This window comes from Dyadobacter sp. LHD-138 (assembly GCF_030929615.1).
Taxonomy (GTDB): Bacteria; Bacteroidota; Bacteroidia; order Cytophagales; family Spirosomataceae; genus Dyadobacter.
In genome coordinates this window covers 46,936-72,228 of record NZ_JAVFVU010000019.1, presented here as the reverse complement: position 1 = coordinate 72,228, position 25,293 = coordinate 46,936, and the positions used below count along the sequence as shown (strand labels likewise).

The 25,293-nt window shown below is 47.2% G+C and carries 29 protein-coding genes; all 29 read left to right on the top strand.

Annotated elements, in window-relative coordinates:
- Positions 1-8 precede the first annotated feature (8 nt).
- The 29 genes from RB622_RS15585 to RB622_RS15445 all read left to right on the top strand — a co-directional run bounded on the left by RB622_RS15585 (position 9) and on the right by RB622_RS15445 (position 25,223).
- Positions 9-587 (top strand): hypothetical protein, encoded by a 579-nt coding sequence (locus tag RB622_RS15585; RefSeq protein ID WP_308047498.1) that lies wholly within the window; start codon positions 9-11, stop codon positions 585-587.
- 116 nt (positions 588-703) lie between these two features.
- Positions 704-1,231 (top strand): hypothetical protein, encoded by a 528-nt coding sequence (locus RB622_RS15580; protein WP_308047497.1) that lies wholly within the window; start codon positions 704-706, stop codon positions 1,229-1,231.
- Positions 1,232-1,281: 50 nt separating this feature from the next.
- Positions 1,282-1,860 (top strand): hypothetical protein, encoded by a 579-nt coding sequence (locus RB622_RS15575; protein WP_308047496.1) that lies wholly within the window; start codon positions 1,282-1,284, stop codon positions 1,858-1,860.
- Positions 1,860-2,837, top strand: a complete 978-nt coding sequence (locus tag RB622_RS15570) for a hypothetical protein (RefSeq protein ID WP_308047495.1) — start codon at positions 1,860-1,862, stop codon at positions 2,835-2,837. Before RB622_RS15575 ends, RB622_RS15570 begins: the two co-directional genes overlap by 1 nt.
- 6 nt (positions 2,838-2,843) lie before the next feature.
- A complete protein-coding gene (locus RB622_RS15565; protein ID WP_308047494.1) occupies positions 2,844-3,230 on the top strand; it encodes a hypothetical protein in 387 nt (128 codons plus the stop codon).
- A 2-nt stretch (positions 3,231-3,232) separates the two neighbouring features.
- The gene (locus RB622_RS15560) at positions 3,233-3,610 is read left to right on the top strand and encodes a DUF1353 domain-containing protein (protein WP_308047493.1); all 378 of its coding nucleotides are present in this window, start codon (positions 3,233-3,235) and stop codon (positions 3,608-3,610) included.
- Between the two features lie 123 nt (positions 3,611-3,733).
- On the top strand, positions 3,734-4,588 hold the full coding sequence (locus RB622_RS15555) for a S49 family peptidase (protein WP_308047492.1): 855 nt from the start codon (positions 3,734-3,736) through the stop codon (positions 4,586-4,588).
- 18 nt (positions 4,589-4,606) lie between these two features.
- Positions 4,607-5,089 (top strand): hypothetical protein, encoded by a 483-nt coding sequence (locus RB622_RS15550; protein WP_308047491.1) that lies wholly within the window; start codon positions 4,607-4,609, stop codon positions 5,087-5,089.
- Between the two features lie 48 nt (positions 5,090-5,137).
- Positions 5,138-6,136, top strand: coding sequence for a hypothetical protein (locus tag RB622_RS15545; RefSeq protein ID WP_308047490.1), 999 nt, complete (start codon positions 5,138-5,140; stop codon positions 6,134-6,136).
- A gap of 72 nt (positions 6,137-6,208) precedes the next feature.
- Complete coding sequence (locus RB622_RS15540) at positions 6,209-6,778, top strand: hypothetical protein (RefSeq protein ID WP_308047489.1); 570 nt, start codon at positions 6,209-6,211, stop codon at positions 6,776-6,778.
- Between the two features lie 39 nt (positions 6,779-6,817).
- On the top strand, positions 6,818-7,390 hold the full coding sequence (locus tag RB622_RS15535) for a hypothetical protein (protein WP_308047488.1): 573 nt from the start codon (positions 6,818-6,820) through the stop codon (positions 7,388-7,390).
- Positions 7,391-7,393: 3 nt separating this feature from the next.
- On the top strand, positions 7,394-7,585 hold the full coding sequence (locus tag RB622_RS15530) for a hypothetical protein (protein WP_308047487.1): 192 nt from the start codon (positions 7,394-7,396) through the stop codon (positions 7,583-7,585).
- On the top strand, positions 7,575-8,054 hold the full coding sequence (locus tag RB622_RS15525; protein WP_308047486.1) for a hypothetical protein: 480 nt from the start codon (positions 7,575-7,577) through the stop codon (positions 8,052-8,054). The genes RB622_RS15530 and RB622_RS15525 overlap by 11 nt, the downstream gene beginning before the upstream one ends.
- 122 nt (positions 8,055-8,176) lie before the next feature.
- Positions 8,177-8,407 (top strand): hypothetical protein, encoded by a 231-nt coding sequence (locus RB622_RS15520; RefSeq protein ID WP_308047485.1) that lies wholly within the window; start codon positions 8,177-8,179, stop codon positions 8,405-8,407.
- Positions 8,397-9,053 carry a hypothetical protein gene (locus RB622_RS15515; RefSeq protein WP_308047484.1) on the top strand — a complete coding sequence of 219 codons (657 nt, stop codon included), beginning with the start codon at positions 8,397-8,399 and terminating at the stop codon, positions 9,051-9,053. Before RB622_RS15520 ends, RB622_RS15515 begins: the two co-directional genes overlap by 11 nt.
- A gap of 92 nt (positions 9,054-9,145) precedes the next feature.
- The gene (locus tag RB622_RS15510) at positions 9,146-9,316 is read left to right on the top strand and encodes a hypothetical protein (protein ID WP_308047483.1); all 171 of its coding nucleotides are present in this window, start codon (positions 9,146-9,148) and stop codon (positions 9,314-9,316) included.
- Between the two features lie 36 nt (positions 9,317-9,352).
- Positions 9,353-9,784, top strand: a complete 432-nt coding sequence (locus tag RB622_RS15505) for a hypothetical protein (RefSeq protein ID WP_308047482.1) — start codon at positions 9,353-9,355, stop codon at positions 9,782-9,784.
- 113 nt (positions 9,785-9,897) lie between these two features.
- Entirely contained in the window at positions 9,898-10,437 is a 540-nt protein-coding gene (locus tag RB622_RS15500) for a hypothetical protein (RefSeq protein WP_308047481.1), read from the top strand.
- Positions 10,379-12,013: a terminase large subunit domain-containing protein gene (locus RB622_RS15495; RefSeq protein ID WP_308047480.1), complete on the top strand. Its 1,635-nt coding sequence runs from the start codon at positions 10,379-10,381 to the stop codon at positions 12,011-12,013. The genes RB622_RS15500 and RB622_RS15495 overlap by 59 nt, the downstream gene beginning before the upstream one ends.
- Positions 12,014-12,253: 240 nt before the next feature.
- Positions 12,254-12,547 carry a hypothetical protein gene (locus RB622_RS15490; RefSeq protein ID WP_308047479.1) on the top strand — a complete coding sequence of 98 codons (294 nt, stop codon included), beginning with the start codon at positions 12,254-12,256 and terminating at the stop codon, positions 12,545-12,547.
- A 2-nt stretch (positions 12,548-12,549) separates the two neighbouring features.
- Positions 12,550-13,926 (top strand): hypothetical protein, encoded by a 1,377-nt coding sequence (locus tag RB622_RS15485; RefSeq protein ID WP_308047478.1) that lies wholly within the window; start codon positions 12,550-12,552, stop codon positions 13,924-13,926.
- Entirely contained in the window at positions 13,916-14,905 is a 990-nt protein-coding gene (locus RB622_RS15480; protein WP_308047477.1) for a DUF6712 family protein, read from the top strand. Before RB622_RS15485 ends, RB622_RS15480 begins: the two co-directional genes overlap by 11 nt.
- Positions 14,905-16,902 carry a DUF5977 domain-containing protein gene (locus RB622_RS15475; RefSeq protein WP_308047476.1) on the top strand — a complete coding sequence of 666 codons (1,998 nt, stop codon included), beginning with the start codon at positions 14,905-14,907 and terminating at the stop codon, positions 16,900-16,902. Before RB622_RS15480 ends, RB622_RS15475 begins: the two co-directional genes overlap by 1 nt.
- On the top strand, positions 16,902-17,723 hold the full coding sequence (locus RB622_RS15470) for a hypothetical protein (RefSeq protein WP_308047475.1): 822 nt from the start codon (positions 16,902-16,904) through the stop codon (positions 17,721-17,723). Before RB622_RS15475 ends, RB622_RS15470 begins: the two co-directional genes overlap by 1 nt.
- Complete coding sequence (locus tag RB622_RS15465; protein ID WP_308047474.1) at positions 17,713-18,255, top strand: hypothetical protein; 543 nt, start codon at positions 17,713-17,715, stop codon at positions 18,253-18,255. The genes RB622_RS15470 and RB622_RS15465 overlap by 11 nt, the downstream gene beginning before the upstream one ends.
- Complete coding sequence (locus tag RB622_RS15460; RefSeq protein WP_308047473.1) at positions 18,248-18,865, top strand: hypothetical protein; 618 nt, start codon at positions 18,248-18,250, stop codon at positions 18,863-18,865. The genes RB622_RS15465 and RB622_RS15460 overlap by 8 nt, the downstream gene beginning before the upstream one ends.
- A 62-nt stretch (positions 18,866-18,927) precedes the next feature.
- Positions 18,928-19,731 (top strand): hypothetical protein, encoded by an 804-nt coding sequence (locus RB622_RS15455; RefSeq protein ID WP_308047472.1) that lies wholly within the window; start codon positions 18,928-18,930, stop codon positions 19,729-19,731.
- 85 nt (positions 19,732-19,816) lie between these two features.
- Positions 19,817-23,701 (top strand): phage tail tape measure protein, encoded by a 3,885-nt coding sequence (locus tag RB622_RS15450; RefSeq protein WP_308047471.1) that lies wholly within the window; start codon positions 19,817-19,819, stop codon positions 23,699-23,701.
- 76 nt (positions 23,702-23,777) lie between these two features.
- Positions 23,778-25,223 (top strand): hypothetical protein, encoded by a 1,446-nt coding sequence (locus RB622_RS15445; protein ID WP_308047470.1) that lies wholly within the window; start codon positions 23,778-23,780, stop codon positions 25,221-25,223.
- The last annotated feature ends 70 nt before the right edge of the window (positions 25,224-25,293 follow it).

Below are 25,293 nucleotides of genomic sequence, written 5' to 3'. Positions count from 1 at the left end.
ACACAATCATGAGCAGATTTGAATACATAGATTTAGCCGTTAATGTCATTTTTACACTGGCAGCTCTCTATGCCGTTTACCGGATAGTTAAATGGACACTTGATTTTAAAATCACGATTAAAATAAATGATCTGGTGATGGAACAAGAGAATGGAGGTTATAGGAAAGGTTACGGTGGCCCTCTAATTGACCGCGGGATTTATGGCTCAGAAGTGATGGAGGAAAGAGGGATTAAGCTTGTTGACCGACATACTGGTAAAGCGGTTGACACTGATCAATATGATTCAGTTCCATTACCACCGGCTGGTCGAACGATTCGGGAAGGGCAAGTATCACCGCCAGATAGTGATATTTTAAGTGATAACCCTTGTGACCGATTGAACTCAGATCGTTACGCATATCAGGATATGAAATATTTAGCTATGAGCGCCCACCTATTTGCAATGGATCAGAATGAAACAATGGCTCTAACGACATTGCGAAACTTGAAATTTTTGGTAGAATCCTTTATCACAAATAAGGAGATTTCAATCGTACCGAAACGGCCGGAGCGCCCTACTCCCGATCAACCGAAACCACGAATTTAGATCAACAAACAAAAACCCTCCTAGCGCCAACTGGGAGGGTAAAGCATCGAATACTGATTAAGTGTCCGACAGAGGTAAAAGGTATCTCAAATATACGCTTAATCATTATAACTTCTATGAAGCTGGATATCCCTGTTGAACAACATGTTTATCAATTTCTCACAAGCCCCGAAATGTTTGGCGGCGAACTTCCAATAAAAGCACGTAAGGATACTTTGCTGGGGATGCTGTTGATCATGATCGCCAAGAAAGGACCGTTCGATATGGACGATTTCTATGCGTCGCGGTTTGTTCCGGACATGCCTGCATCGGATAAGCTTAAAAATTTGTCTGTTGACACCTCTTTTCCGATGCGTAAGGAATTCATCGAAGAAAGCAATCTGCTTTACATCGGCGCATTACTCGGCAATATGTTTGAAATGTTCATCATCTTTTACTCGATGGGATACACCGCCAGGGCAGGATCCGAACGCGGTGCAATTGCCCGGGTTTACGAGCAGTTCATGATCGATGATGACCCGATAAAACAGGAGTCGCTACGGGCGATCTGCAAAAGGTACAGGGGGAAGGTTCGGGAAAATTACAAGCGGGCGGCCGTTAAAAAACCGTCCCATTCTGCACAAAAACCGTCCCAATACGCTTAAAAGTTGTACCCAAATATTAAAAAGTTGTCCCACTAAAAAAAGCGTTAAAAATGACCATCACTGAACAGAAAATAGGTGGGTATTCCGGGGTAAATGCCCCCGGTGTGCTCAACTTATATGTTATAGATCGTAAAGAAGTTTTGTCTGTCCTGGATCCGGCCCGTCACCGGATCCCAGGCGGCGCAGTGTCCGTAGTCCCGGCCGGTGGTGTGGTCCTTAATCGCGGGGCGATGATCACGAAAATGAAGTTCCCGCCACTGCAATGTTCATATATCCAAACGATGGAACGCACGGACGGCGGCCTGATCAGTAAACCCGTTATTGAATTCCAGGTCCCGGCCAGCCGGAAAGATCTCATTGATTTTTATAATGTACACTACCAGAAACAATTCGTTTGCCTGGTAGAAGACGCCAACCGCCAGGCCTACATCATGGGCAATGAAGAACGTGGATTACGTATGCAGCTTTCACAAAGCGTCAATTCCGTAAACACACATTTGATAACTTTTTCGGGAAGTTTTGCCAATCCGTCATTCCTTTTGGAGACATCGGCGGCCGGTCTCGTCCTTGCCGATCACTTCCGGGATACTGATTTTAGTATTGATTTTTCACTTGACTTCAACGCCTAATGGCCTATTTCAGTAGCTTACAAAATTTTATCGACACGGTTACGGCCCGTTTCAATAAGCCCAAACGCAGCCTTGTAAACGAGGGGATTGTCAAACAGGATGTCATCGACGTATTAACAGACACGGCAAAATTTGTGACTGACATCAAAGTGGCGAGCGAGGGTATTAACGCCAATTTTATACAAAGAAGTTTAAGCCTATATGCAACTATTTACGTCAACGGTACAGACGGGAACGATGCTAGGACTGGGCTGTCTTACGATAACAATCCTGTTTGGGGAGCTGTGAAAACGCTGGGCCGGGTGGCAGAACTGCATTCTCAGAAAACCCAAAACCTAATGATCGTTATTAGTGGGAATACATCGATCAGTAATTTCGTAGACTTGGATATCCCCTTTGTAACAATTATTGTCAACCAGAATGTCACTTTGACGTTTAGTAAGAAATCTGTTGAAGACGCTAATGGCATTGTCGTGGGTGAAGGATCATGGGCGATTTTCTTTTATGGCCATGAGCTAAATTTTAACAACTCCGGAACCATTAAGGTTGAAGGGCACGCGGGAAGCACAGGGTTAGGCGACCAATACTATTACCGGCAAAGACAGGGTGCGGTCGCAATGGCACGTAGAAATATGTACGATTCAGATCGTTTTTCTATATTAAACGTTACGGGTACTGGGGTCTTAAATGTGGGAAATAATACCACTTTCGCAGTTTCTGGCGGGTCTGGTAGTAATTCTGACGGAATGAACAGGCTGGGGCGATACCGGAGATCGGGGGTTGTTGGAGGTACATTGGTTTTAGGTACCAATGCAGTTGAATCTATTTCTTTTGGAGACCGTACAACGATCAGAAGGTACACGCCTACCAGCTCAACAGACTTAAAAGTAGAAGATAGCGAGCTTGTAGGAGACTCGACATACCTGTATTCAAAACGCGATGGCGTAATTAAAAAAATAGCCTGGACGGCATTTTAAAACCCTATGGAAAATATTCAACGAATTGACATTTCACCTTTCCCGGGGTATCCGGATGTGGCTCGTAAAATTGCCGTTGTTGGCAAGAACGAAGATTATAAAAACGGATCCGTTACACTGATCTGCCAGATTGAGCACTACGACCAGGTAGGAAAACGACTGAATGTTTTCGCTGCCATCGAGCGGGATCCGTTTTTATTGGTCGCGGATGACACCAGCATGGTTAACTCTGCAACCGGTGCGCTTGTTTTCAAAGATGAAAACGGTCATTACCCAGCCGGATCTGTTGGCCAATATACCTGGTTAAAGTTGGCTGTTGAGTCTGGTGCTAATCCTTTTACAATTTCCGAGGGTGCCGTTTTGGAAGCGTCTGCACTGGGTAGATTTAATTAGCTATGACAGAGTTCCCAGACATCCGATTTAAAAAGAGAACAGGATTCGGCACAAAGAATGATTGGTTTGAGGTGGTCGAAGATTGTAAATGCCCAGGTGGTATAGTGATCCCCCAAGGGTACATCACCGACTTTGCGTCTGTCCCGCGCGTTCTTTGGGGCATTTTTCCGCCTCACGGCTATATGGCGGATGCCGCCGTCTTACATGATTATATGTATGACTACCAGGTGGGGGCCGATATCTGGGGCGAATGGCAAGCCAGAAAAATAGCCGACGAACTTTTTATTATCCACTGTATAAGAGACAATGTACCGGTTTGGCAGTCAGTATTAATGTATTATACCATTCGTTTGTTAGGGCGCCGTTGGTGGGTCAAATAGTTAAATTTATATAGTGTGTGCATTCCTTACACCCTGGCGGGTTTCCTGCCAGGGTGTTTTTTTGTCCTATTCGATTTCGTTTATCCCACGGAGTTTAGCAGTCTAATATCGTAACCAATCCCGATGCTGCATCAACTTCTTACCGAAAAATGGGCACTTGAACCCCGATTCCATGAACGCATGGCCATGCTGGCTTTGTCGGATAAACTTGATTTCAAGTCTTTCAAAATCGACCGCAAGCAACCCTACTTTGAGGCCGGATCCGGAAACGCCTGGTACTACGGTGAATTACCCAAAATGTCTACCAAAAAGGGCATGGTAGCGGTTATTCCGCTAATGGGAACGATGACGCGCAACGGGGATCTATGCAGCTGGGGGACCGAAGATGTGGGGGCATGGCTTTTGGAAGCGTATGCGGATACTTCGGTGATCGGGGTAGTCCTGGAAATCAATTCAGGCGGCGGATCCGTGGACGGAACCGAGCTACTGGCCGAGATTGTCAGACAGCGTAATAAGCCGGTTGTAGCCTATGTTTTGGGCGTTTGTGCCAGTGCAGCCTACTGGGTAGCAAGCCAATGTGACGAGATCGTGATGGAAAGCGCAGCCAGCTCCGAGGTAGGATCAATAGGTGTGCTGGCTATGCACGTCGATTCTTCCCAGGCTTACGAAAAAGAAGGGCATAAGATCACGATTATTCGGGCTGACGGCTCTGAGGCAAAGGCCCTGTTCAATTCTGTTGAAAAGCTTACCGATGAAATCATATTAGCCACAAAAGCCGAAATGAAGCCTATCCGTAATGAATTCGTACGCCAGGTGAAAGCAGGACGCCCGGCCATTACGGATGAAAGCATTTTTGAAGGTGGCATGTATAACGGTGCCGTAGCCATCACAAACGGTATGGCTGATTCTATCGGTTTCCTGGGCGATGCAGTAACAAGGGTGATTAAGCTTGACAACCAATTAAACGCGGCGGCGTAACGCACCATAATTATGAACATGAACAGAAAATCATTGGGACAGCTTAAAGCTGTTTTTAATGCCTTTATCGGTGCTGATGACAAGAAATCCGCCACTGACGTTAAGCCCGATAAAGCGAACGATTCCACCGACGCAGGAGACGACGCGGCCGACGACAAATCCGACGATTCCAAAAAAAAGGAAGAAAAGAAAGTGGAGACAGAAACGGCAAAAGACCCGCAAGGATCTGCTAATGTCGTACAGGGAAATGTCGTTAATCTCAGCACTGAAGACTACGATATGCTGATGAGCATGGCGAATTCTGCTGTATCGATGAAAGAAGAAAACACAGCTTTAAAGGCAAAGGCAGACCGTTGGGACGCTTACCAGGCCGCCCTGGGCAGTGGCAAACCAGCAGCCGACACAGCCGGTGCAAAAGCTGACAAGGCAAGTGACAACCAGGGCGATGACGATCTTGCTGAGCTTCGCAAGAAACACGGTGCCCTGATGGCTGACATTTAACAGTCAGATTAAAAAGTATTTATTCATTTTTTATAATATCTATTAGCGATGGCAACAGTTGACGTTTCGGCATTGTCCGACAATTTAACCAGGGATAAAAAGGATTACGAAAAGATCTTTGGTTTAAAAATGGCATCCGGATTTGCCGCAAAAGGGGATTTTGTCGTGATGGGCATCACGCAGGACATTGACCTGATCCGCGATGAACTTGGCAACATCACCCAACCGGGCCGCACAGGCGTGCTTAACTTCACGACCAATGCAATCACGCAAAAGGCACGCCGTGGGACGCTTAAACCTGTTAAAGGTGATATCCGTTTCACCGAGGAAGAACTGTACAAACTTCGCACTTCGTATTTGGGACGCCGCGAGCCTGGGGATCCAAAAGACATCCATTCACTGGCCGGGCGTACCTATATCATGGGGCGTATTTTTGACCGTATTGGTAAAGAGGTTAACCGCGCACTGATCAAAGGTGTTGAAAACCGCACAACCGGCCTGGTGGGTGGACTCAACCTTTTTGACGGTTTGGCCTTTAAGTTCACGGAAGGCTATGCGACCGTCGCGAATGGAGGCAAGGAAGATATTCCGGTAGGCAACAAGGTGACGGGTGCAGCAGCTACCGTGACAGAGGCTAACATTTTGGGCGAGGTCAAAAAAATGACCGAACTGATACTTAGCAATGAAGATCTGGTTGAGTATCGTGAGGAAGACGCAGGGTTGTGGATTAACCCGGTTTGGTATCAGTGGATTTGCAATTCCCTTGATAGCGCCCTGTCTAACGGCAGCCAGGTGGTAACAATCAGAAACGGTAAAATGTATCTGAACGCGTTACCAAACACGGAAGTGAGGCCACGCGTGTACATGGTAGGCGTAAATAACATGTTCTGGACAGTGGACGGGAACTTGTTTTATCTACACCAGGATGTAGAAGGCGATATCCCTAAAATGAAGTTTCAGGAAGTTGGCCGGGATCTGCAAATCCTGATCGACAGCGAAGCCAATGTTGACTACGCAGACGGCCGTCTGATTGTCCTTTATAAGTAACCTTTTTGTTCTGGTCCGCTACGCGTTGTAGCGGATCAGAACTTTTTTTTCAACCTTTTCAACGCTGAAAAGATGCCTGTATCAAAATTTAAAAATATAGCCTACCGGGCGCGTGGCTTGTCCAACCTTGGCGGGATTGCCAGAATGGTCCTCTTTGCCGAATCAGATTTTGTAGCCGGATGGCCTATTGCCGCCGACATCGGTTTGCTGGGCGAATGCACCGTTTTACCGCGGATTGTTGCCAATACCGTACCAGCCGAAATTACTTTTGACTTACATACCGGTCGCGCGAAATCCTCTAAAAAGGGGGTACTGGGTTACCAGAACTATGAGCATGATATCGAATGCAAATTCGCCGGTGTGGATCCTGCCCAACTGGAAGCCGTTCAGAAGTTTTTGAACGAAGGTGGCGTTGGAATCGCCTATTACAAAAACGGCAAGCGCCGCATTTATGGTACCAGCTGGAACCCGTTGGTCATTGAAGACAGTGACGACTCAGGTGCTAAGGCCGATGACCAAAACGCGATCAGCTTTAAAGCAAAAGGCGACGGATATCCGTTTCCTGCTTTGTTCATGCAGGATGATTTGATAATGCCAACCGACACGGCAGCGGCCAAACCAAAACCATTTGCAGTGGTCTAAAACCTACTGATTTAACATTTTTTCTAACTGCATTAAGATATGCCTGCAAGTACATCAAAATTTAAAAATCTCAGCTACAAGGTGCGCGGAATAGCCAACCTTGGGGGGATCGCCCGGATGATCCTTTATGCTGAATCGGACTTTACGGCTGGCTGGCCCCTGGATACGCAGGTGGTGGCTGGTGTATTGTCAACTGCTCCGCCTATTGCGGCCGGGGTCGTTCCGGCCGAACTTAGCTTTGACCTGCATACCGGTCGCGCGAAATCCTCTAAAAAGGGGGTGCTGGGTTACCAGAACTATGAGCACGACGTTGAATGCAAGTTCGCCGGTGTGGATCCTGCCCAGTTGGAAGCCGTTCAGAAGTTTTTGAACGAAGGTGGCGTTGGAATCGCTTACTACAAAAACGGCACGCGCCGGGTGTATGGTGCGAGCTGGAACCCGCTGGTCATTGAAGACAGTGACGATTCGGGCGCTAAGGCTGATGACCAAAACGCGATCAGCTTTAAAGGTAAATCGGACGGTTTGCCGTTTCCTGCCCCCTTCCTGGCTGCATCCGTCGCTTTGGTAACTGATACCGTTGCACTTAAACCTATGCCGTTTCTAACCGTTTAAACTATGGCAAAAATCGCAAAAGTGTGGCGCGTCCTTGAAAAATACGAAGGGCGCGTCACTTTGGAAACCGAATGTAAACACGTGGTGCTTTCCAATAAATTAAGCCAGGAGGAACTTGCAGACATTGCAAAAAATCCGTCAGCGGCTGCATTTATGGAACTTGTACCCGCATCCACTCAAACCGATGGAGAGTAAAAAAAAGAAACAGATTGTTGCTGTCAGCGGCGCTATTATCTCTGCGTTAAGAAAGGCGCACAATTTCATCAACGAAAACGGCCACCTGCCCGAGGTTGAAGATTATGAGCTTCCAAGACTGGCGCCCGCCATTATGAAAACGCTGGAAAAGGAATTTTCTGAAATTCAGGAAAACGAGCGTTTCGAAGGGTTGAGCTATGAGGAAGTAACCGAATTAAAAGAGGCTGAACGCAAAGAGCAGCTGGCAGTATTGCAGAACCAGGCTGGGGAGCTGTTGAAATCTTTGAAGAAGCCCGAAATTATCGAAGAAGATCCGGAAGTTGAAGTCAACGACCTTGACACTGACGACCTGGACGAAGATCCGGACGATGGAGACGGTGACCTGGACGCGGACGAGCTGGACGAAGATCCGGAAGAATTAGAACTGTTCCCTGTTGTCCCTCCAAACGAGCCACTACCACAGATCTGATCATTTGTTGATAGAATGACAAAAACACCATTGAGATTTCAGTGGTGTTTTTTTTGGCAATTGCCGTCCCTGATCCTGGCAATTCCTTCCAATACATTTGGCTGAATATCATTTAAAACCAAATGGCTACACCGAACAATTTAACCGATCTCCGTTTGTTTCTACACACCCGGCAAATAGATCATGCCTGGTTACGAACCGTTTTATTTCAATACCTGGAAGAAAACACACAAACGGATCTTGACATCCTGAGTGACCACCAGGTATGGGATTACCGTAACATCATTACGGAATTCACAAACCTTTTATGCGAAGATCCGGAAGATCTTGAATCGGACGAAGATGATGAATAGCAAGATACAACAACAGGAATCGGCCGTTGAAATGATCCGGCAGCTGGTCAATGCAAAACGTTCCCGGCCGGAAAGGTTGGAGGCGGCTATTAACGAGCTTAACAGGTTGAAATCTGACCTGGTGGTTGATGGCGCGGAAACAGCGCCAGGTGACACAGCAGCGCCGCGGATGTCCCGCAAAGTGACGGCGATCATGAAAGATGTGAACAGCGATATTTTTGCGCTCAAACATAGCGCATTAAGCCAGGAGGCCGACAGGCTCAGACGTGACCAGGCCGAGCTGAGCAATATGCTTGTAAAAGTGCCACCCGGGCAGCCATGCCCTGACCTGGTTAATAAGATTCTTGAATTGCATTACAAGATTGAGGCAATTTGGGACGAAAAGAAATTTTTGGACCGTAACCAGTTTGACGGGCCGAAAAATCCCGCCCATGACCAGCAAGTGATTGAGCGGCCGGTGCAGGCGGTTGTCAGCAAAGCGGAATTGTCGGTAAAACTGCAAAAGTGCCGTGAGAAGCGCTCGAAGTTGAAGAGCAAACTTCTTAACCCCAAAGCATCGATGGCGGCAAGAAGTAAGTGGGAATTGGAGCTGGTACAGATTGAGGCTGCGATTGAGGAAACGGAGGGGAAGCGGGCGTTGATGTAAATAAGTTAAATTATTTGTGAAATTACTTTACGTAGTTGTTGTATAATTACTTTACAAACATTATCTTTGTTTAACAAAACAAACAAGGATATATGAAAAAGAAAAACCGCCGCGAGGAGTTGATTGACCGAATCAAAAAGAGGCTCAGCGAACTTGACGAACTGATTTTAATGCTTCCCCCGTCAGTCTTACATGACACAGCGTTTGAAGAACTAAAAAACGAAGCGATCAAATTAAGAGAAGAATTAAAAAATCTAAGTTAACACGGAGGGGGAAACCCCTCCCTTCAACTTTACTATATGAAAACTGAAATTAAAAAAAGGCTTTCGGATTATGTATCCGATCTAAGTAAAGCTTCTGAGGAAGAAAAAGTCGAAATACGGGGAAAATTCGCAGCATTCTACGAAGCTCTTACACCTGAAGAAAAGCAGGAAACAAAACCATTTTTCTTGAATATACAATCAACTGCCAAGCAGGTAATTGCTACTATTAAGGAAGATCTGAGTGAATTAAAAAGGCTGGAAGATGTTAAATTGGTCGTATCCGGCGCCGAATATGATCTGCACGACTGGATGACAATTTCAGATTATTCTAAGCAGCACAACTTAAAAGTTAGCAGGGTGCAAAACTGGATTACCAGGGGCGTGATTCCTAGTGAAAATGTTTTAGTAATTCCGCAACTCAATGATGTAAAGTTGATTAAAAACGAAATTTATAGTACTCGGGTTTAATACCCTTGTTTGTTTTGATAATTTATTCACCCTGTTAGTTTTGCTGACAGGGTGTTTTTTTGTCCTATTCCTACCTATATCAATCTGATATCATTGCCCAAAACCGCAATGATATGGATAACAACTTATTGCCTTTCGGGTCTGGCCTGCCCGAAAAAGGAGAACACAAAATGGATAAGTTCAAAGATCACTTGGTGAAAGGCGAAAAGCTTAACCAACGTGATCAATTGTACTTTGAAAAGATGAAAAAGGCATGGAGCTGGTCCAGCAAAATGTTTTCGCCTTCTCAGGTCGTGGCGATGCTCTACAATGAATACGGCCACGAAAAAACCCACGCATACCAGATTTTACGCGACGCCTACGAGCTGTGGGGCGTAGCTTACGACCTGGACAAACGCGGGATTACCAAAATTCTGAAAGAGGCCGCGTACATCGCGCTGAGTATTGGCCGCCGTGATCATGACCCGGATGTGATCATGAAAGCAATCGACAGGATTGCGAAACTGTCCAAACTGGACGAAGTAGACAACATTGTCCCACCAGGAGAATCGATGCCGACCGGTGTGCGGGTGTATGTGGTCAATGGTGATGTGCATGTACCTGGTAGCGAAAGAAAGGAGGTTATTGATGTCGAAAGCCAAGAAGTACGTTGATGATCCATCGTACATAAAGCTGCATCCCAACCCGGCACAAGCCAATTTTCTGATGAAAGTCCTGGAAAATGAAGCGGATTTTTTAGGTGCCGACGGAATCGGATATCAGGCAGGATTCAGGGCCACTTTTAACGGAGGTAGGGGGTGTGGGAAAACCAACGTTTTAATGCGTTTGATTGCCGAATCTGCTTTTGAGCTTCCCAGGGCAAAGTTAGGTTTAGCCTCGATGACCTTCCGGCACGTCCAGGATGTAGTACTTTCACAGAGTCGTAAGGTATTTGCTGAATACGGCCTGCATGAATATGATCCGAAGATCCGGACGTGGGGGCATTATGTAATTAACAGGCGCCCACCAGAGGGATGGTGGCATCCCTGGGAGGGCGTAAACACGTATGATAATTGCGTTTGCTTCAAAAATGGCTATACGGTAGTTTTTCTTTCTGCCGACCGCCCGGATACGGCCCGTGGTTTGAACCTGGACCAGTTGGTGATGGATGAAAGCTTTAAACTGAAAGAGTCGTTCTACAATACCGTTTTGCGTAAAACGGTCCGTGCCAATAAATACACCTACCGGGATCCCAGAAAAGGCCGAAAAGGGCTCAATCATCCCTTGCACTGGCTGATTGCGGATTTCACATCGGCAGCCTGGACGCCAGAACAACAGTGGATATATCGCACTGAAGAGTTGATGAAGAAAAAGCCAGAACAATATTTCTTCATGGAGTCCACGCCTTACGACAACCTGATGAACTTGCCCGGAAACTGGATAGAGTCAGAACGTGAGGCATCGGAATCAGACCTGGCCTTTGATATCGAGGTCATGAACCGAAGAATTGAGAAGGTGGAAAACGCCTATTATAGCGCCCTGACATTTACCAGGCACACGTACAGCGACATGTACGAGTATCAGTTTGATGAAAAATCAAGGCTCTATATGTCTAAGCGTAAGGACTATCTTACTACCAAGGCGCTTGAAATCAGCCTGGACTTTAACGCTGGCTTCACCTGTCAGGTTATCGCGCAAGAGCATGACAAAGAGCTAAGATTCATTGACAACATGTTTGTTAAGAAGGCAGAGACTACCCTGGTGGAAGATCTGGCAGAGAAGTTCTGTACCAAGTACAAGGACCATGCTCGCAAGATGGTCTATTTGTATGGGGATAACAGCGGTAAGAAGGGCGACCCCGGACGTAACAAGACCCACTATCAGCTATATAAGAAAGTACTGATGACTAACGGATGGCGTATTGTTGACTGTGTGCAGAACTCTTATCCACCATACAAGATTCGTTATCGTGTTATCAACACAATCTTATCAGAGAGACATTCAAGTGTTCCGCGTGTTCGCATCAACGAACAGGATTGCAAGAGCTTATTAATAAGTCTCAAGCACACTCCAATCATCGGCGACAACTTCGAGAAGGACAAATCATCGGAATCAAACATTAAGTTGGATCAGCAATATGCAACACACCTTTCTGATGCGTTCGATTACATTTTATTTAAAAAATATTCTCGAATTGTCCCAATCGCCGCCACTGGATCCGGTCCGCGTTTCGGAACCAGGCAAAGCTGAAAAATGGCCGTGCATATAACGGAATTTGCCAAATGGCAATTGCCAAACCGATACAGGGCGGGCAATCCCCTCCAAGAGTAGCGGACTCTGAAAGGTTGTTTTCAGCGATAACTAACTGATAATCAAAAACAAGGCACTTTAAAACACCGGAATGATGTCGAAATCAGAATGACGTCCTACCTGTTTCAAAGGATTTGCCACAGTTTTAACCCATTATGATGATGAAAATGTATTTAAAAGATGCCAGGCGGCAGATCCAAATGGCATCCGGATATCAAAAAACTTTCGCGATTACCTACCAGAAAAAAGATGGTTCGTATGGTGAAAAAGACGAGTGCCGAAACCGGTCAGGATACTACAACAGGAAAGAAAAATCCGACCTATCCAGCATACAGAAAGAAAATAAACGAGCTGGTAAGGCCTACCTGGAATACAAAACCAAATCCGGAGCCTGGCAGCCCTTTGAAATCTTTTGGTGTTTGCTGCGAAGCGTGGACGGCCGGGAAATTGATCACAGATTTTAAAATTTATTAGCCATGTCAAATAATTCAAGACCCAAAACCCGGATGATCCACTTTTCAAAGTCCGCCTCGGTGGATCCACAAGAACAGCGCGACATCAACAGTTCCCGCGGTAATGTCCAGCGGACCGTAAAAGTTGACGGAAAGGATTTCGAACTATATCCGTGGGGCGAAAACAACCTTTTGCCAAATGAGCGCCTGAAACTTTTACGAAGCAACGGCGATGCTCAAAACCTGATCGAAGCCAGGGCCGATTTTATTTTTGGGGGCGGTTTCGGATGGTTTAAACATGTCGAGCAAAACGGGATCATCAACCGGATCCCGTTTTCCAACAAAGCGACGAAGAACTACGCCAAATCGTACGGTATGGAAGGTCTTAACGGCCTTGTCAATGCCATGTGTACATCGCTGATCGAGACGGGAAACATCTTTGTTAACCGGACACTCGAAGGAAAACTACCGATTTACAGTGTTAAAGACGCTATCGTTTGCCGTGCGGTAAAAACCACCGGTAGAAATGTAGAAACCTGGTTAATGAACTCGGACTGGTCCAGCTCTGAAAGTGTCAGCAAAAACACGATCGCTACACCGGCCTACAATCCGAAAAACGCCAACCTGGCCGAAACTATTTTCCAGCTTCGGCCCTACCAAAGCGGCCAGGCGTATTATGGTTTCGGCCAGTATTGGGGCGAAGAAACAGTCATGTGGATTGAGGTTATGAATTTCATTGCCAAATCCATCGGTTCGACTGTCAAGCACAACAAAAACATAGCCCACATCTGCCGGGTTGCTACTGCCTATTTTGATCAAATGATCGCCAACGCCGCAGCTGCCATCGACAATAACGATGACAGCTACGACCCAGAAAAAGAAAAGGAAAAAGTTCGGGACGCATTTTACGAAAAGGTTGAAGAAATGATCACTAGCGAGTCAGGGCCGAAAGTCATTTTCGATGAATGCGACATGGGTCCGGACGGAAAAATGTCGGGGATGATCGCCTTTGAAGAGATCAAACGATCATTAAACGCCAAGGAATTGCAGGAAGCCTACGACATCGCCCTACGTGCTTTCGCCAACGCATCCCGGATGTTGCCAACCCTTGCCGGTGTTTCTGATGGTAAAACCATTGGGGGATCCGGAAGCGAATTGAAAGTATCTGCCAATTACCAGCAGTTTTTTCGTACGCCACGCGAACGCCAATTAATCCTTAGCCCGTTCAATCACGATGTCAAAACCGCCTTAAATCTTCCGGATGATGTGTTTGCCGGTTTCTTTGATATCCTGCTGGTCAGTGATGACAAAAACCCAGCAGGAAAGCAGGCGAAAACACAGCAGGATTCAGGCAATCAGGGTTCAAATTCACAACAAACCGATCAAGAAGATGCTGCTTAAAAGTGTTGACGACTTAATATTATATCTCGGCCGGGCAGTCATGGCCGCCAGTACTGACGAATTCCTACAAGCCTACATTAACGAGGCTCAGGAAACCATTTTAGAACGCGCCGTTGGTCCCGAAATACTGGCCGACCTGGAACAATTCCGCGATGATTTCGGGATAGAGCCAAAGAAAACCATACTGTTGACCAAGACACAGCGTGCGTTGGCCTGGTTTGCATACCTGAAATATCTTCCTTTCAGTATCGGGAATGATGGTGACAATGGTTTACAGGAACTTGGAACCGACAGTACGCAACCGGTCCGTATCGGTGTTCTTGATCGCAGGATCCGCGAGACGGAAAAGAACGCCGTCGCCGCCCTGGAAGCGGTTTTGGTTTACCTGGAAGAAAACACTGACCACTTTCCAGCGTATAAGAATTCAGAAACCGCAAAAGCTACCCGTGCGCTTTTTGTGCCGTCTGCTACCGTCATGAGCGAATTCCTGCCACAGATCGATGGCAACTATCGCCTGTTTTTAAACATGCGGCCATACATCAAGCTGGCGGAGCGTGATTTTGTTTTGCCTCGGATCGGTAAGGCGCAATACGACCGGCTTAAAGAAGGCCTGGTTGCGGGGGATCTGTCCCTGAACGAACAGGTTTTGTTATCGGCCATACGCCGCGCGCTGGCTTTGACTGCCTATTACGTCGCCCTTCCGAATTTACAGTTCGCCATGATCAGCAATGGAAACATCCGCGTACTCAGTGATTTTGACGGGATCTACAATTCCAAGGCCATCGACAATGAAACCATCATGAGCCTGGTCCGATCTGCCGAAACAGAGGCTAAAAAATGGCAAAATGCCCTGCGTGCTTACCTGGTTAATAACATCGCATTGTTCCCCTTGTATGCCGAAAGCCAGGCATCCAAAGCCCAGCCAACCAACAAATTGCCAGATAATAGTCAGTACAGTTCAATTTTCCGGATGAAATAATGGATTACTTAGCAACCATGCAGCACCAAAAGCTGCAAATGACCCGGAACCCCATTGTCGTTTTGGTGGATCCCGTTGTTCTGGCACCAGGTGCAAGCCGGGTAGATCTTCGTTATCAGCTTGAATTACGGATCCAGAAGTCTTTCCAAAACAGCCAATTTATAAACTTGCCCATTCAGGAAGCATCTGAAAAGCCCGTACCTGATGGCTATACAATCAGCCCAGGCGCATATTTTGAAGTGCAAACCCGGATTGACGACCAGCTGAGCGCGACGCCGCCCGTGTACGCGGATAATTTCATTTCAGTGTGTCCTAACCTGACCCGTCAGTATTACTACGTTAGCTCCGCCTACAACGATGAAACCCTGATCCGGACAGAGACATCCACAACCCTGTGGGCGATCCGTGCGCAAATGGCGATGCGTCATTTTTCGATGTACAAAGACGTTTTCTTTACCCAGGTGATTGGTGGGCAGCTCAGTAAGTTTCTAACCTGGCAACCTGACGGCAAGCTGGTAAGGACTGACCAGCCGGAACGCCTGTATTTTCTTACCAACTTCACCCCGTCGCCTAGGTCCTTAAACCTTCGCGCCCGGGTGTATTATGCCGACAATTCAGCGGAAACTTTCACGGCCAAAACTGTGGACAATGTAACGCCTATGACGGTTTACTCTGTACCGGTGGGCTATTCCGAACTTAACCTGCAAGCCAGGACCAAACCCGTAACCTGGTACGAAGTGTGGTTGTCGAACGAAAACGGTGAACAGGTCAGCGAAACGCGTTTTTACCGGATTGACCGCTTTGCATACGAGTCGGTCAAATACATTGTTTTCCAGAATAGTCTGGGCGGTTATGACACCTTGCGCTGTGTAGGATCTGCGAGTGAATCCGTCAGTATTAACCGGCAAATCCTCGAACGTTTCACCGATTACGATTACTTACCAACCGTTTCGGAAGTCCTGATCAATAACGTGACTGGCGAACGTCAGATCACCGTAAATGTTGGCAACTGGTTAAATGCAAACCACCGCGAATACCTGGAAGACCTTGCCCTTTCTGAGGAATTCTATATTGTCGATGGTGACGAATTTATCCCTTTAACCCCCAATTTCGGTGGACTGACCACCCAAAGTAATACGGAATGGCCCATTGAGCGGACTTTAAGTTTCACGTACGCCAACGGTATTGGAGGGTACTCCAAACTGCCGAAAATTGTGCCGGTCACACGTCAAACCGGTTGGAAACAATGGTCTGTAAGTTGCCAGCTGGACGCGAACGGTTTACGGACCGGAAAACAGATCGTAAACGAGCTGGTAAAATATTACCTGGATTCTGGTGAAAATGTGCGCCCGATCACCACGAAAGCCAACATTTCAGGAACGGACGGATATATCCCGCCCTGGGACACGGGCGCATGTGCAGCGTCTACTACTCCCTTCTTTAATACCTTCATTGCAGGGCAATCTAATTTCAAAAAATCCACCTGCGGCAATGGGCAGGTAGGTACAACCTGGGCAATCGCCATCCCAGCCGGATCCTACGGCTCTGAGCTAAGCCAGGCCGACGCTCAGGCCAAAGCCCAAACGGCATGGACCGCCCTGGACACACAGGCCAACGCTGACAGTAGCGGTGGCTGCATCCCGGCCGTGAATTTGAAGCTAGGTTTGATCAACTACACACCAGGTGATGGTAATGGTAACTACGGCGGATCTTATAACCCGATTGGCGCTATAATGATCAATGACGTGGAATTAATTCCGAATACGACCTACACCGGTGCACCGCCTCGTTTCTCGGACACAACCTTGCCAGCGGGTACGCGGAATATTGATGTACGGTGCATGTTTGCCAATGTGCCAACATTGCCCTATCGTGTCAGTATCCCGTCGAAAAACCAGACCAGCCCCGTTTTGAGTGGTCCGCAAACGTACCGTTTCGCGAACATCGTTTCGAACTGGGGCGATCCCGATCTGATCATTAGAATTGACCCGGCCTGATGGATATATTAAAATACAATAAGAAAACTTATTACGCACCGGCCAGCTGGCAGGAATGCGACCCCGAAACGATTGCCAGGCTGATCGTCTTTTCAAGGTTATCACCCCAGGACATCACGGATGAAGTGTTTGAATTGTTGGTACAGATCACTTTCCTGATCTCGGCAAAGCAATGGGCAACCTGGGCCATGACGACCAGGGAATGGCAAATGTTAAAGGAGCAAGTCAAATGGGTATTTACCGCGCCCGAAGACCGGCCGTTCCCCTACTTTGAACACGAAGGAGTTAATTACATTCTTCCGGAAGAAAACTTTGCCGACACCACCGCCCTGGAATTGTCGATGGCCTTCATCGCCTACACCGATTTTGCGGATCCCGACGAGCCAGACCCCACGGCTTTAAACCGGCTTATTGCCACTTTGTGCCGCCCGGCCAGATCGGACTTGAAAGCGTTTTTGTCATCACCGGACTGGACCGGTGATGACCGCGAAACCTTTAACGAAGCCAGAATGATGAAACGCGCCGCCTCCCTGGAATCGATGGATCTGCAAATGAAAATGGTTATCCTGACCTATTTCGAAGTGCAGGCAAAATCTTTTCTGGAACAGTACGAAGGCCTTTTCGGAGGCGACACAGCGCCCCGGTATGGCGACGGCCGCGGCTGGATCATGTTACTTAAAAACATCGCCAAAGAAGGGCATTTCGGAGACTTTGATAGCGTGGGCAAACAATACGCCCACCTGGTGTACGCCGCCGCCCTGGACGACACAATCACCGCGGAAGAAACCCGCGATAACCAAGACAACGGATATGAGTACTAACACCGGCATGGTCGTAATCACCGATTTGATTACCCTTAAAGAATTTTTTGAACAGGTTGTCCGGAACCTTCCCGGCATCGATGTTGCCCGCACGCTTTCTGTCGGCCCCGAAGGGATAGCGGAAATAGCCAAGGTGTTTGATAACGACGTAAAGCCAAATCAGACAGTTTGCACCTTCCAGGTGGCCGAAACGCCACTACGGGATAATGGCGCCGGACTCACTTGCGCGACTTTTGCCTGCACCGTCATGATCATGAAAAAAATGGGAGCGCAGGCAGCATTACCGGATGTTAAACTCGAAGCCAGAAACGAAGCCTGGAAAAAGATGTTAAAAATGGTCGGGCTGATCCGTCAGGCTGCCGAATGGTATGCCACCGAAGTAAACGAGGTCGAAGGCCAGGACTACCAAGTAATCTTTGAAATCTTCCAGGACAAGATCCTGCCCGTCGGCAAGGTCGCCAACGCCAATATGCAAGGCTGGTTAATTGATATTGACGTTACAATCCCTGTAAATGGTTTGATGTATGTCTGAGTTAAATAATGATATTCTAAGGCAATTTGAATCTGTTGTTGTAGAAGCTTGTGAAAAAATCTTTGAGGAAGGTGTCCGTAAAATGCAAGCCGACGCGGAAGATGCAGGCCTGGTGTTAACCGGCGCACTGAAAGACTCCATAATGGCAGAACGACCATTTATTACCGATTCATTGCAAGCGTCATTTAGAATGGGGATGCGCGGCGAAGGACGATTTAAAGATATGCGACAAATCAGCTTTGGAGGATATCCGAATGTAGAAGCCTTGAAGGAGTATATTGAGGAAATTGGCGTCAGGGATTTCATAAACAATGAAACCGTCACTATTAATGGGAAACAAGTAACGTTGTACGTACCTGGTTATCACAGTAACGCAAGGCGCCGTTCTACAATCACAGAGGAAAGAGCAAAAACACGTATCGCTGTTGGTATGAGCCGCGCAATGTCCGAAGCCAAAACAATCAGACGCGCAAAAAATGGCGGTTTCTACAACGTTAATAAAGTAGAGATTTACAATGAAATATCTAGTTACCTCATGACAAAGCTGCCACCGACTATGATGCAGGCAATGAAGGAATATTATGAAAAGCCGATTTATGATCGGAATTAAAAAACCTATTTTGTGAACTATATTGTCAGCGATTAAAAACTATCCTCTAAAACTTGATTTCAATGTATAACGAAACGCGTGTGAAAATTATAGGTGGAATCACCTTGATGTTTGCAACAATTCTCTGCTTTTTATTCTTACTTGGTGAATGGCCATATTTTAAATTTCTTGGCGCCGTAGACGACCAAAAAATTTCTAACTTTTTCACATCCCTTGAAGCAATGTGTTTCATAGCCACCTTATTCTTTGCCTCTTGGCAGTTAGAGGAAGCAAGATTAGCAAGAATTGCCTCCCATAAGCCTAACCTTAGACCTTCCGAGTATGTATTTACGTGGAAAAATCTTACACCAGGAGAAATAGAATTAACATATTTAATGAAAGAAGCCGATAGAGGTTATTATGTTTCAAAGACTATTAGAGAAAATACATTTGAATTAAAAAACAGCGGAACAAATGTAGCTAATGACATCAAATGTGAGTGGAATTATGATACCACTTTGGTTTCTGAGATTATTAAAAAGGAGCACGAGACAGAATTGACGATAGATAATTATAAAGAAAATAAAGAATCCTCATTTGCGATAATTGAACCCGGAGAAACTGTAAACGCCTTATTGTGTCGTTATTATCTTTTGATGTGGTCAGGGGAGAAATCGTTTTTAAATTTCACATTGGGTAATAGACCAGTTTATCCGCCCCTTTCTCTTAACATTTCATTTTCTGATATTACAGGGAATAGGTATTCTGAAAAGTATTTAGCCTCCGTGTCCTATTATATGGACGATAGTCTAACAATGGATTTTAAAAGGGTGATTAAAAAAAGTCTCTATTCCCGGTTCGTGATTTGGTTAGATTCTTGGTTATGAAAAAGTGATTATTTTTCGCAAGTTCCCGTCCTACTTCCTGCAAAAGGTACGCTACAATTTAGTAGCGTACCTTTTTTATTAGCCAATGAATTTAGTTGAAAACTCGGTCTGGAATCTGGACATAAACGGAAAACCGGCCTTAAATGCCCTGGGCGAACTGGAAGCCGAATTAGCGCGAGTCAAAAAATCCCAGGAGGACCTTAAACGGGGAACAAAAGAATGGACGGAGTCCAAACAGGAGGTTAAAGCACTCGAAGCGGAAATAAAGAAAACCCGTGAAGAGATGGGCAACGCCGGGATGACAGTCAAGCAGCTCGAAGGTTATTCCAGACAGCTAAATAAAGAAATCAAGGATCTTACACCCGGAACCGACGAGTACATTGAAAAAACAAAGGAGCTCAAAGACGTAAACGACCGGCTTGCAAACGTCCGGAAAGATGTCAGAGGTGTTTCGGATGAAGTCAAGGAAAGTAAAACCGTTTGGGCAAACCTGGGCGACTGGATAAAGGGAGCTTTTGCGGCCACTATTGTTTTTGAAGCCCTTCAACTTATCCGTGATTTTGTCGTAGGATCTGTCGAGAATTTTAAAAAATTCGAAGCAGCATCCAAGGAACTTTCCGCGAACACAAACATTATCGGCAAGGATCTCAATTACCTGGAAGAACAGGCGAAAACACTCGGTCCCCAAATGGGCAAAACCGGTGATGAAATGCTGGCTGCCTACCAGGCCATGGGTTCAGCTAAATCTGATCTTACGGAAAACGCTGCATCCCTGGCCGCGGTGACAAAAGAGGCGATTATCCTTTCGCAGGCTGGAAAACTGGATTTAGCACCTGCCACGGAATTGATGGCCGGGGCGCTTAACCAGTTCAATGCCCCCGCATCGGATGCGGGCCGTTTTATTAATGCCATCGCGGCCGGTGCACAAGTCGGATCCGCAGAAATTGACGACATGACCGGCGCGCTAAAAGCATCGGGGACCGTTGCAAATGCTGCCAACGTCAGCTTTGAGCAGACGAACGGCGCTTTACAATCTCTTTCCACGATCAACATCAAGGGAGAACAGGCAGGTACTAACTTCCGGAACGTGCTGATCAAAATGATGGGTTCAGCCGATGATTTAAACCCGCAAATCGTTGGTTTGGACACTGCCTTGGAAAATCTTGGAAAGAGAAATTTGTCTACGGCTGAGCTTGCCAAAATGTTTGGTACGGAAAACGTTGTGGCCGCCCAACACCTGGTAACACACCGCGACCAGCTTAAAGAATTCACTACGGCGCTCACCGGCACCGATGCCGCCTATACCATGGCTGCGAAAAACAATGACACACTGGAATTTAAACAAAAGCAAACTGAGGCAACTATTTCACAAGTTGGTGTAGCCCTTTCTGAAAAGCTGTACCCTTTCATCATAAAAGCCTATGACGGATTTGCAACTTTCACGGGTGTACTGGGTGATGTAATCAAAGGCAGCACGCCGCTTTTTGACGCCTTCATGATGCTGTTTACTGTATTTGGAAACTTATACAGTAGTATTTTTAAAGTCATCGGTGCGTTTTTTGGCCTGGACGAAAAGACAAACGGCACCAAGGTAGTAATGCAGGTTTTGGGGCAGGTGTTCGGTGTGGTTACGGCGGTCGCTTCGAGTTTGGTTGCGGTCCTACAATTAGCAATCGACGCCCTCCTTTTCCTGGACGGCAAAATTACTTTTGAAAAACTTAAACAAAATGCCGTCAACAACTTTAACACGATTAAAGCCGGTGTTAAATCAACGTTTGTAGATAGCTTTAAAGAGGTAGAATCACAGGCCGTCACCGCAGCTGCATCACTGACGCAAAAGCAGGGATCCGCACGTCAGGCCGAAGAAAAGAAAACCATCGATGCTATTGTCGCCAATGAAACTGGCACACACGCCAAAGGTATTGCAACCAAAACGGCGGCCAATACAACTTTCATTAATGACGCCAAGGACAAGGCAAAAAAGGCGGCTGACCAGGAGGCGGCTGATAAAACTAAGGCCAATGAAACGGCTACCAAGGCAATCGAAAAAATGAACATCGATGCCATTACGGACGAGCAGACACGTAAAAAAAAGTTGCTGGAATTTGAGCTGACGGAAAAACTTGCCACCAACGCCAAATCTAAGGCCGACGACCTGCTGAAAGTCAACTATGAAATTTCCCTCCGTAACCAGTTCAAAACAGCAATCGAAAAACTGGATAAGGAGTATAGCGATAAGAAAATCGCAGACGAAAAAAAGCGTATCGATGAAATAAACAAGTTGGAAGAAGCTCAGAGAACCGAGCGGATGACCAAAGAATACGCCACCCAAAAAACAACCCTGGAAACGCAGCTTTCAAACGAAAAACTGCATATCAACCAGCGGCAAGCCTTACGCCTGCAACTCATTGAGCTGGAACGCAAGCACGAACTAGACCGCATTGAGGAAGTCGCGGCAAAGGAAAGGCAAAAAGCCAATGAAACCAGCGCCCAGCTGATGAAGCTTGCCGGTGATGATGCCGCCAAGAAAAAGCAGATTGAGGCAGAAACGGCCGCCACACTTCGTAGCATCGATGCCCAACGAATTGCCCAAACCGATGCTGCCAACGCAGCCCATCAAAACGCGCTAAAAACAAATGAAAAGACCAACCTGGAAGAAAGAAAAAACAACCAGCAAGGCTTTTTCAGCGCGATAAAGTCGCTGATGTCTGGTGATTTTTCCGGCTTCATGGATTTTATAAATAAGAAATTGTCCAGCGAAAAGGCCATGAACGATTCGCGCTTGCAAAATTGGACCAGCAAAGGCGCTGAAATTCTTTCGGGTGTGGCCGCCGGGCTGCAAATGATGCAAAAGCTATCCGAAGCCAGGCTACAAAAGGAGCTTTCCAATATCACCAAGGAGAAAGATACGCAACTTAAATCCTGGAAAGACAAATACGACAAAGGCCTGATCAGCAAGGATACCTACGAAAAGGAAATTGACAAAATCAATAAAAACGCCCTTGAAAAAGAGCACGAAGCGAAGGTAAAAGCCTGGAAGCGTGAGCAGAAAATGCAGATCGGCATGGCGCTTATTAATGCCGCGATGGCCGCGTTGAAATCACTTGCCATGATGGGTTTCCCGCTCGGGCTAATTGGTGTAGTGGCATCGGCCGCCCTGGCTGCCGTTCAGATCGGGATCATTAAAAGCCAGCAGCCGCCAAGTATGGCAAAGGGTGGGTATATCCGCAATGCCGGTGTGCCACAGGGGCCACGCCACGGCCAAAGTTACGGCCAGTCTGGTATTGCCCTGACCAACCGGGAAACGGGGGAAGAAGTGGGCGAAATGGAAGGCGACGAACCAATCATGATCCTTTCCCGGAATACCTACAAAAACAACCGGGTGATGATCAACGCGCTTTTAGATTCGAGTTTGCATAAAAACGGTGCGCCGGTACATGCCGAGCGTGGAACCGTTTTCGGTAACGATGGTGGCGATTATCGTAGCCTGTTGGAGCCGCTTCGCAAAGGTGAATCCTACCTGTTTGGATCCAAAAAACGCAAAGCGGAAGCCGACGCAAAAAATGCGGCCAATGCAGCGGCCTGGGAAGCCGAACAACAGCAAAAGGAACTTGACGAAGAGCTGGCCAAAGCACAAGCCAGCGCAGACGGCGGGGCTAATGCTGGCGGTGGGTACGATGAAGGCATGAACCCCTACGGCGATGTCGAAGGCGGTGACGCTGACGGAACTACGGCCGCAACCGGTGCCGAAATCGGGCGCAGCCAGGCCATGATGGCAACGATAGGCAAGAATACAGCCGGAACCAGAGACGCCGTACTGGACCAAAAACCATCACTGGAAAACATTGCCGGAAAAATGGATCAGCTGATCGGCGCCGTGAACCGTGCCGCTGACGGATCCTGGGCAGCTGCCGGCGCGAGCAACCGCGCAGCCGACGCAGCCGCAATGGCAGGACGAAGCAATCTATAACAATGGCTGTCGGCTGTCAGCCATTGGCATTCAAACCGCCGATGGCCGACAACCGACCACCGATAGCATTTAAACAATGAACAAACGCATTGACATTTTAATTGACGGCACCCCGCTGGATCTTTTCCCGGGGACCAGCTTTACACTGGAAAGATTCAACCCCGTTTTTGACTTTGGAACCGTGCAGGGTTCCAAAGTTTACCGGTTTACCGTGCCCTTTTCGCCGACTAATAACCGTATTTTCAAATACGCCGCGGATCCGCAATCAGTCGGGGATCCGCAAAATTATTACACGGAGAAAATCGCAGACGGTGACACAATCGAGCGCGGTTTCACCTATCTGGAAAAAGTTACAGCATCGGGCTATGAAATTAGTTTCAGCTCAAACCTGGGCAACTTCTTTGGCGACTACCAGGACGTGCCCCTGAACCTGATCCCGTTCGGTAGTGAAGCATTGCCCGTGAACCATGCCACCATCCCGGTTGAAAAACTGGAAGGTGGAAAGCTGGTTTACGCACTGCCTACGATTTTGAACAGCCAATTTTATAGCACCAGCACCGTCCCCGGATTCACAGGCAAAGTCAACGAATATGTTTCCGGAACTGGTTATAAAACAGGATCCCCGAAAACACCCATGTTTTCATTGCACTGGGTGCTTCGTAAGCTGGGCGAAATTTGCGGTTTCCGTGTCCAGGGTGAGTTCATGGATGACCCGGCCGCTCAACGCCTTTTGCTTTACAATACGTTTGCCCTGGACGGATCCACCATTTTAGACTACCGCAATCACCTGCCGTCAGATCTTACGGTCCGCACTTTGTTTTTGGCTCTGAAACTGCCCCCGTTTGGCGTTACCAGCTTTTTCGATGTACAGCGCCGGGTGATCACCATGCATTATACCGAAAGCCGGTTAGCAATCCCTACGGTGATGGACGTAACGGAACGGACAATCCCGCTCATTCTTCCGGGTAATATCCTGGACAGGCGTATTGAGCTGGATTGGGAGCTGGACGGTGACGACGGCCTGATGAAAACCGTCCCCCCTGAATTTGAAAAATACACGTCCGAAGTGTACAACGACGAAACGCTTTTCACACTGAAGGGAAAATTCTCAACCCTGAAAATGGACACGGGCACCGGCTTGCCAATCACGGAACAAAACGGAATTACCAGCCTGACCGGCCAGATGGAAAAGAAATTCAAGCCGCGCCTATTGTACTGGCATGGTTTGATCGCAGGCGCCCCGACCGCAAAAAATGAATACGGCACAACCAGGTTGTCGTTTCATGGATCCAACAATTTGCGAGATAAGTTTTGGAAGCGCTACGAGATTTTCAGGGGTAGTACTTTTCCAGCGCCACCCAGCGTGCAGCTCAATTCCTCTGAGCTGGCCAGGCTGGATTTTCACCGGCACGGCGGCAATGAAATGGCGGTCCATATCCGCGGGGTGGATTATTTTGTGCAAAGCATCAAAGCCAATTTGCCGCTATCTAATGTATCACAGTTGGAAGTACTTAAACGTTAATTCCGTCCTACTCTAATACCGGCATGACTGGCAGATTTGATTTTCAAATCTATAATCAAATCTGTTAGTC

What these genes read in the sequence shown, in the direction of transcription:
- RB622_RS15585 (WP_308047498.1), top strand. Translation starts at nt 9, where the DNA reads ATGAGCAGATTTGAATACATAGATTTAGCCGTTAATGTCATTTTTACA.
- RB622_RS15450 (WP_308047471.1), top strand. Translation starts at nt 19,817, where the DNA reads ATGAATTTAGTTGAAAACTCGGTCTGGAATCTGGACATAAACGGAAAA.
- RB622_RS15555 (WP_308047492.1), top strand. Translation starts at nt 3,734, where the DNA reads ATGCTGCATCAACTTCTTACCGAAAAATGGGCACTTGAACCCCGATTC.
- RB622_RS15575 (WP_308047496.1), top strand. Translation starts at nt 1,282, where the DNA reads ATGACCATCACTGAACAGAAAATAGGTGGGTATTCCGGGGTAAATGCC.
- RB622_RS15460 (WP_308047473.1), top strand. Translation starts at nt 18,248, where the DNA reads ATGTCTGAGTTAAATAATGATATTCTAAGGCAATTTGAATCTGTTGTT.
- RB622_RS15530 (WP_308047487.1), top strand. Translation starts at nt 7,394, where the DNA reads ATGGCAAAAATCGCAAAAGTGTGGCGCGTCCTTGAAAAATACGAAGGG.
- RB622_RS15515 (WP_308047484.1), top strand. Translation starts at nt 8,397, where the DNA reads ATGATGAATAGCAAGATACAACAACAGGAATCGGCCGTTGAAATGATC.
- RB622_RS15495 (WP_308047480.1), top strand. Translation starts at nt 10,379, where the DNA reads ATGTACCTGGTAGCGAAAGAAAGGAGGTTATTGATGTCGAAAGCCAAG.
- RB622_RS15525 (WP_308047486.1), top strand. Translation starts at nt 7,575, where the DNA reads ATGGAGAGTAAAAAAAAGAAACAGATTGTTGCTGTCAGCGGCGCTATT.
- RB622_RS15455 (WP_308047472.1), top strand. Translation starts at nt 18,928, where the DNA reads ATGTATAACGAAACGCGTGTGAAAATTATAGGTGGAATCACCTTGATG.
- RB622_RS15545 (WP_308047490.1), top strand. Translation starts at nt 5,138, where the DNA reads ATGGCAACAGTTGACGTTTCGGCATTGTCCGACAATTTAACCAGGGAT.
- RB622_RS15535 (WP_308047488.1), top strand. Translation starts at nt 6,818, where the DNA reads ATGCCTGCAAGTACATCAAAATTTAAAAATCTCAGCTACAAGGTGCGC.
- RB622_RS15580 (WP_308047497.1), top strand. Translation starts at nt 704, where the DNA reads ATGAAGCTGGATATCCCTGTTGAACAACATGTTTATCAATTTCTCACA.
- RB622_RS15570 (WP_308047495.1), top strand. Translation starts at nt 1,860, where the DNA reads ATGGCCTATTTCAGTAGCTTACAAAATTTTATCGACACGGTTACGGCC.
- RB622_RS15505 (WP_308047482.1), top strand. Translation starts at nt 9,353, where the DNA reads ATGAAAACTGAAATTAAAAAAAGGCTTTCGGATTATGTATCCGATCTA.
- RB622_RS15490 (WP_308047479.1), top strand. Translation starts at nt 12,254, where the DNA reads ATGCCAGGCGGCAGATCCAAATGGCATCCGGATATCAAAAAACTTTCG.
- RB622_RS15540 (WP_308047489.1), top strand. Translation starts at nt 6,209, where the DNA reads ATGCCTGTATCAAAATTTAAAAATATAGCCTACCGGGCGCGTGGCTTG.
- RB622_RS15500 (WP_308047481.1), top strand. Translation starts at nt 9,898, where the DNA reads ATGGATAACAACTTATTGCCTTTCGGGTCTGGCCTGCCCGAAAAAGGA.
- RB622_RS15485 (WP_308047478.1), top strand. Translation starts at nt 12,550, where the DNA reads ATGTCAAATAATTCAAGACCCAAAACCCGGATGATCCACTTTTCAAAG.
- RB622_RS15445 (WP_308047470.1), top strand. Translation starts at nt 23,778, where the DNA reads ATGAACAAACGCATTGACATTTTAATTGACGGCACCCCGCTGGATCTT.
- RB622_RS15475 (WP_308047476.1), top strand. Translation starts at nt 14,905, where the DNA reads ATGGATTACTTAGCAACCATGCAGCACCAAAAGCTGCAAATGACCCGG.
- RB622_RS15550 (WP_308047491.1), top strand. Translation starts at nt 4,607, where the DNA reads ATGAACAGAAAATCATTGGGACAGCTTAAAGCTGTTTTTAATGCCTTT.
- RB622_RS15560 (WP_308047493.1), top strand. Translation starts at nt 3,233, where the DNA reads ATGACAGAGTTCCCAGACATCCGATTTAAAAAGAGAACAGGATTCGGC.
- RB622_RS15470 (WP_308047475.1), top strand. Translation starts at nt 16,902, where the DNA reads ATGGATATATTAAAATACAATAAGAAAACTTATTACGCACCGGCCAGC.
- RB622_RS15510 (WP_308047483.1), top strand. Translation starts at nt 9,146, where the DNA reads ATGAAAAAGAAAAACCGCCGCGAGGAGTTGATTGACCGAATCAAAAAG.
- RB622_RS15565 (WP_308047494.1), top strand. Translation starts at nt 2,844, where the DNA reads ATGGAAAATATTCAACGAATTGACATTTCACCTTTCCCGGGGTATCCG.
- RB622_RS15520 (WP_308047485.1), top strand. Translation starts at nt 8,177, where the DNA reads ATGGCTACACCGAACAATTTAACCGATCTCCGTTTGTTTCTACACACC.
- RB622_RS15465 (WP_308047474.1), top strand. Translation starts at nt 17,713, where the DNA reads ATGAGTACTAACACCGGCATGGTCGTAATCACCGATTTGATTACCCTT.
- RB622_RS15480 (WP_308047477.1), top strand. Translation starts at nt 13,916, where the DNA reads ATGCTGCTTAAAAGTGTTGACGACTTAATATTATATCTCGGCCGGGCA.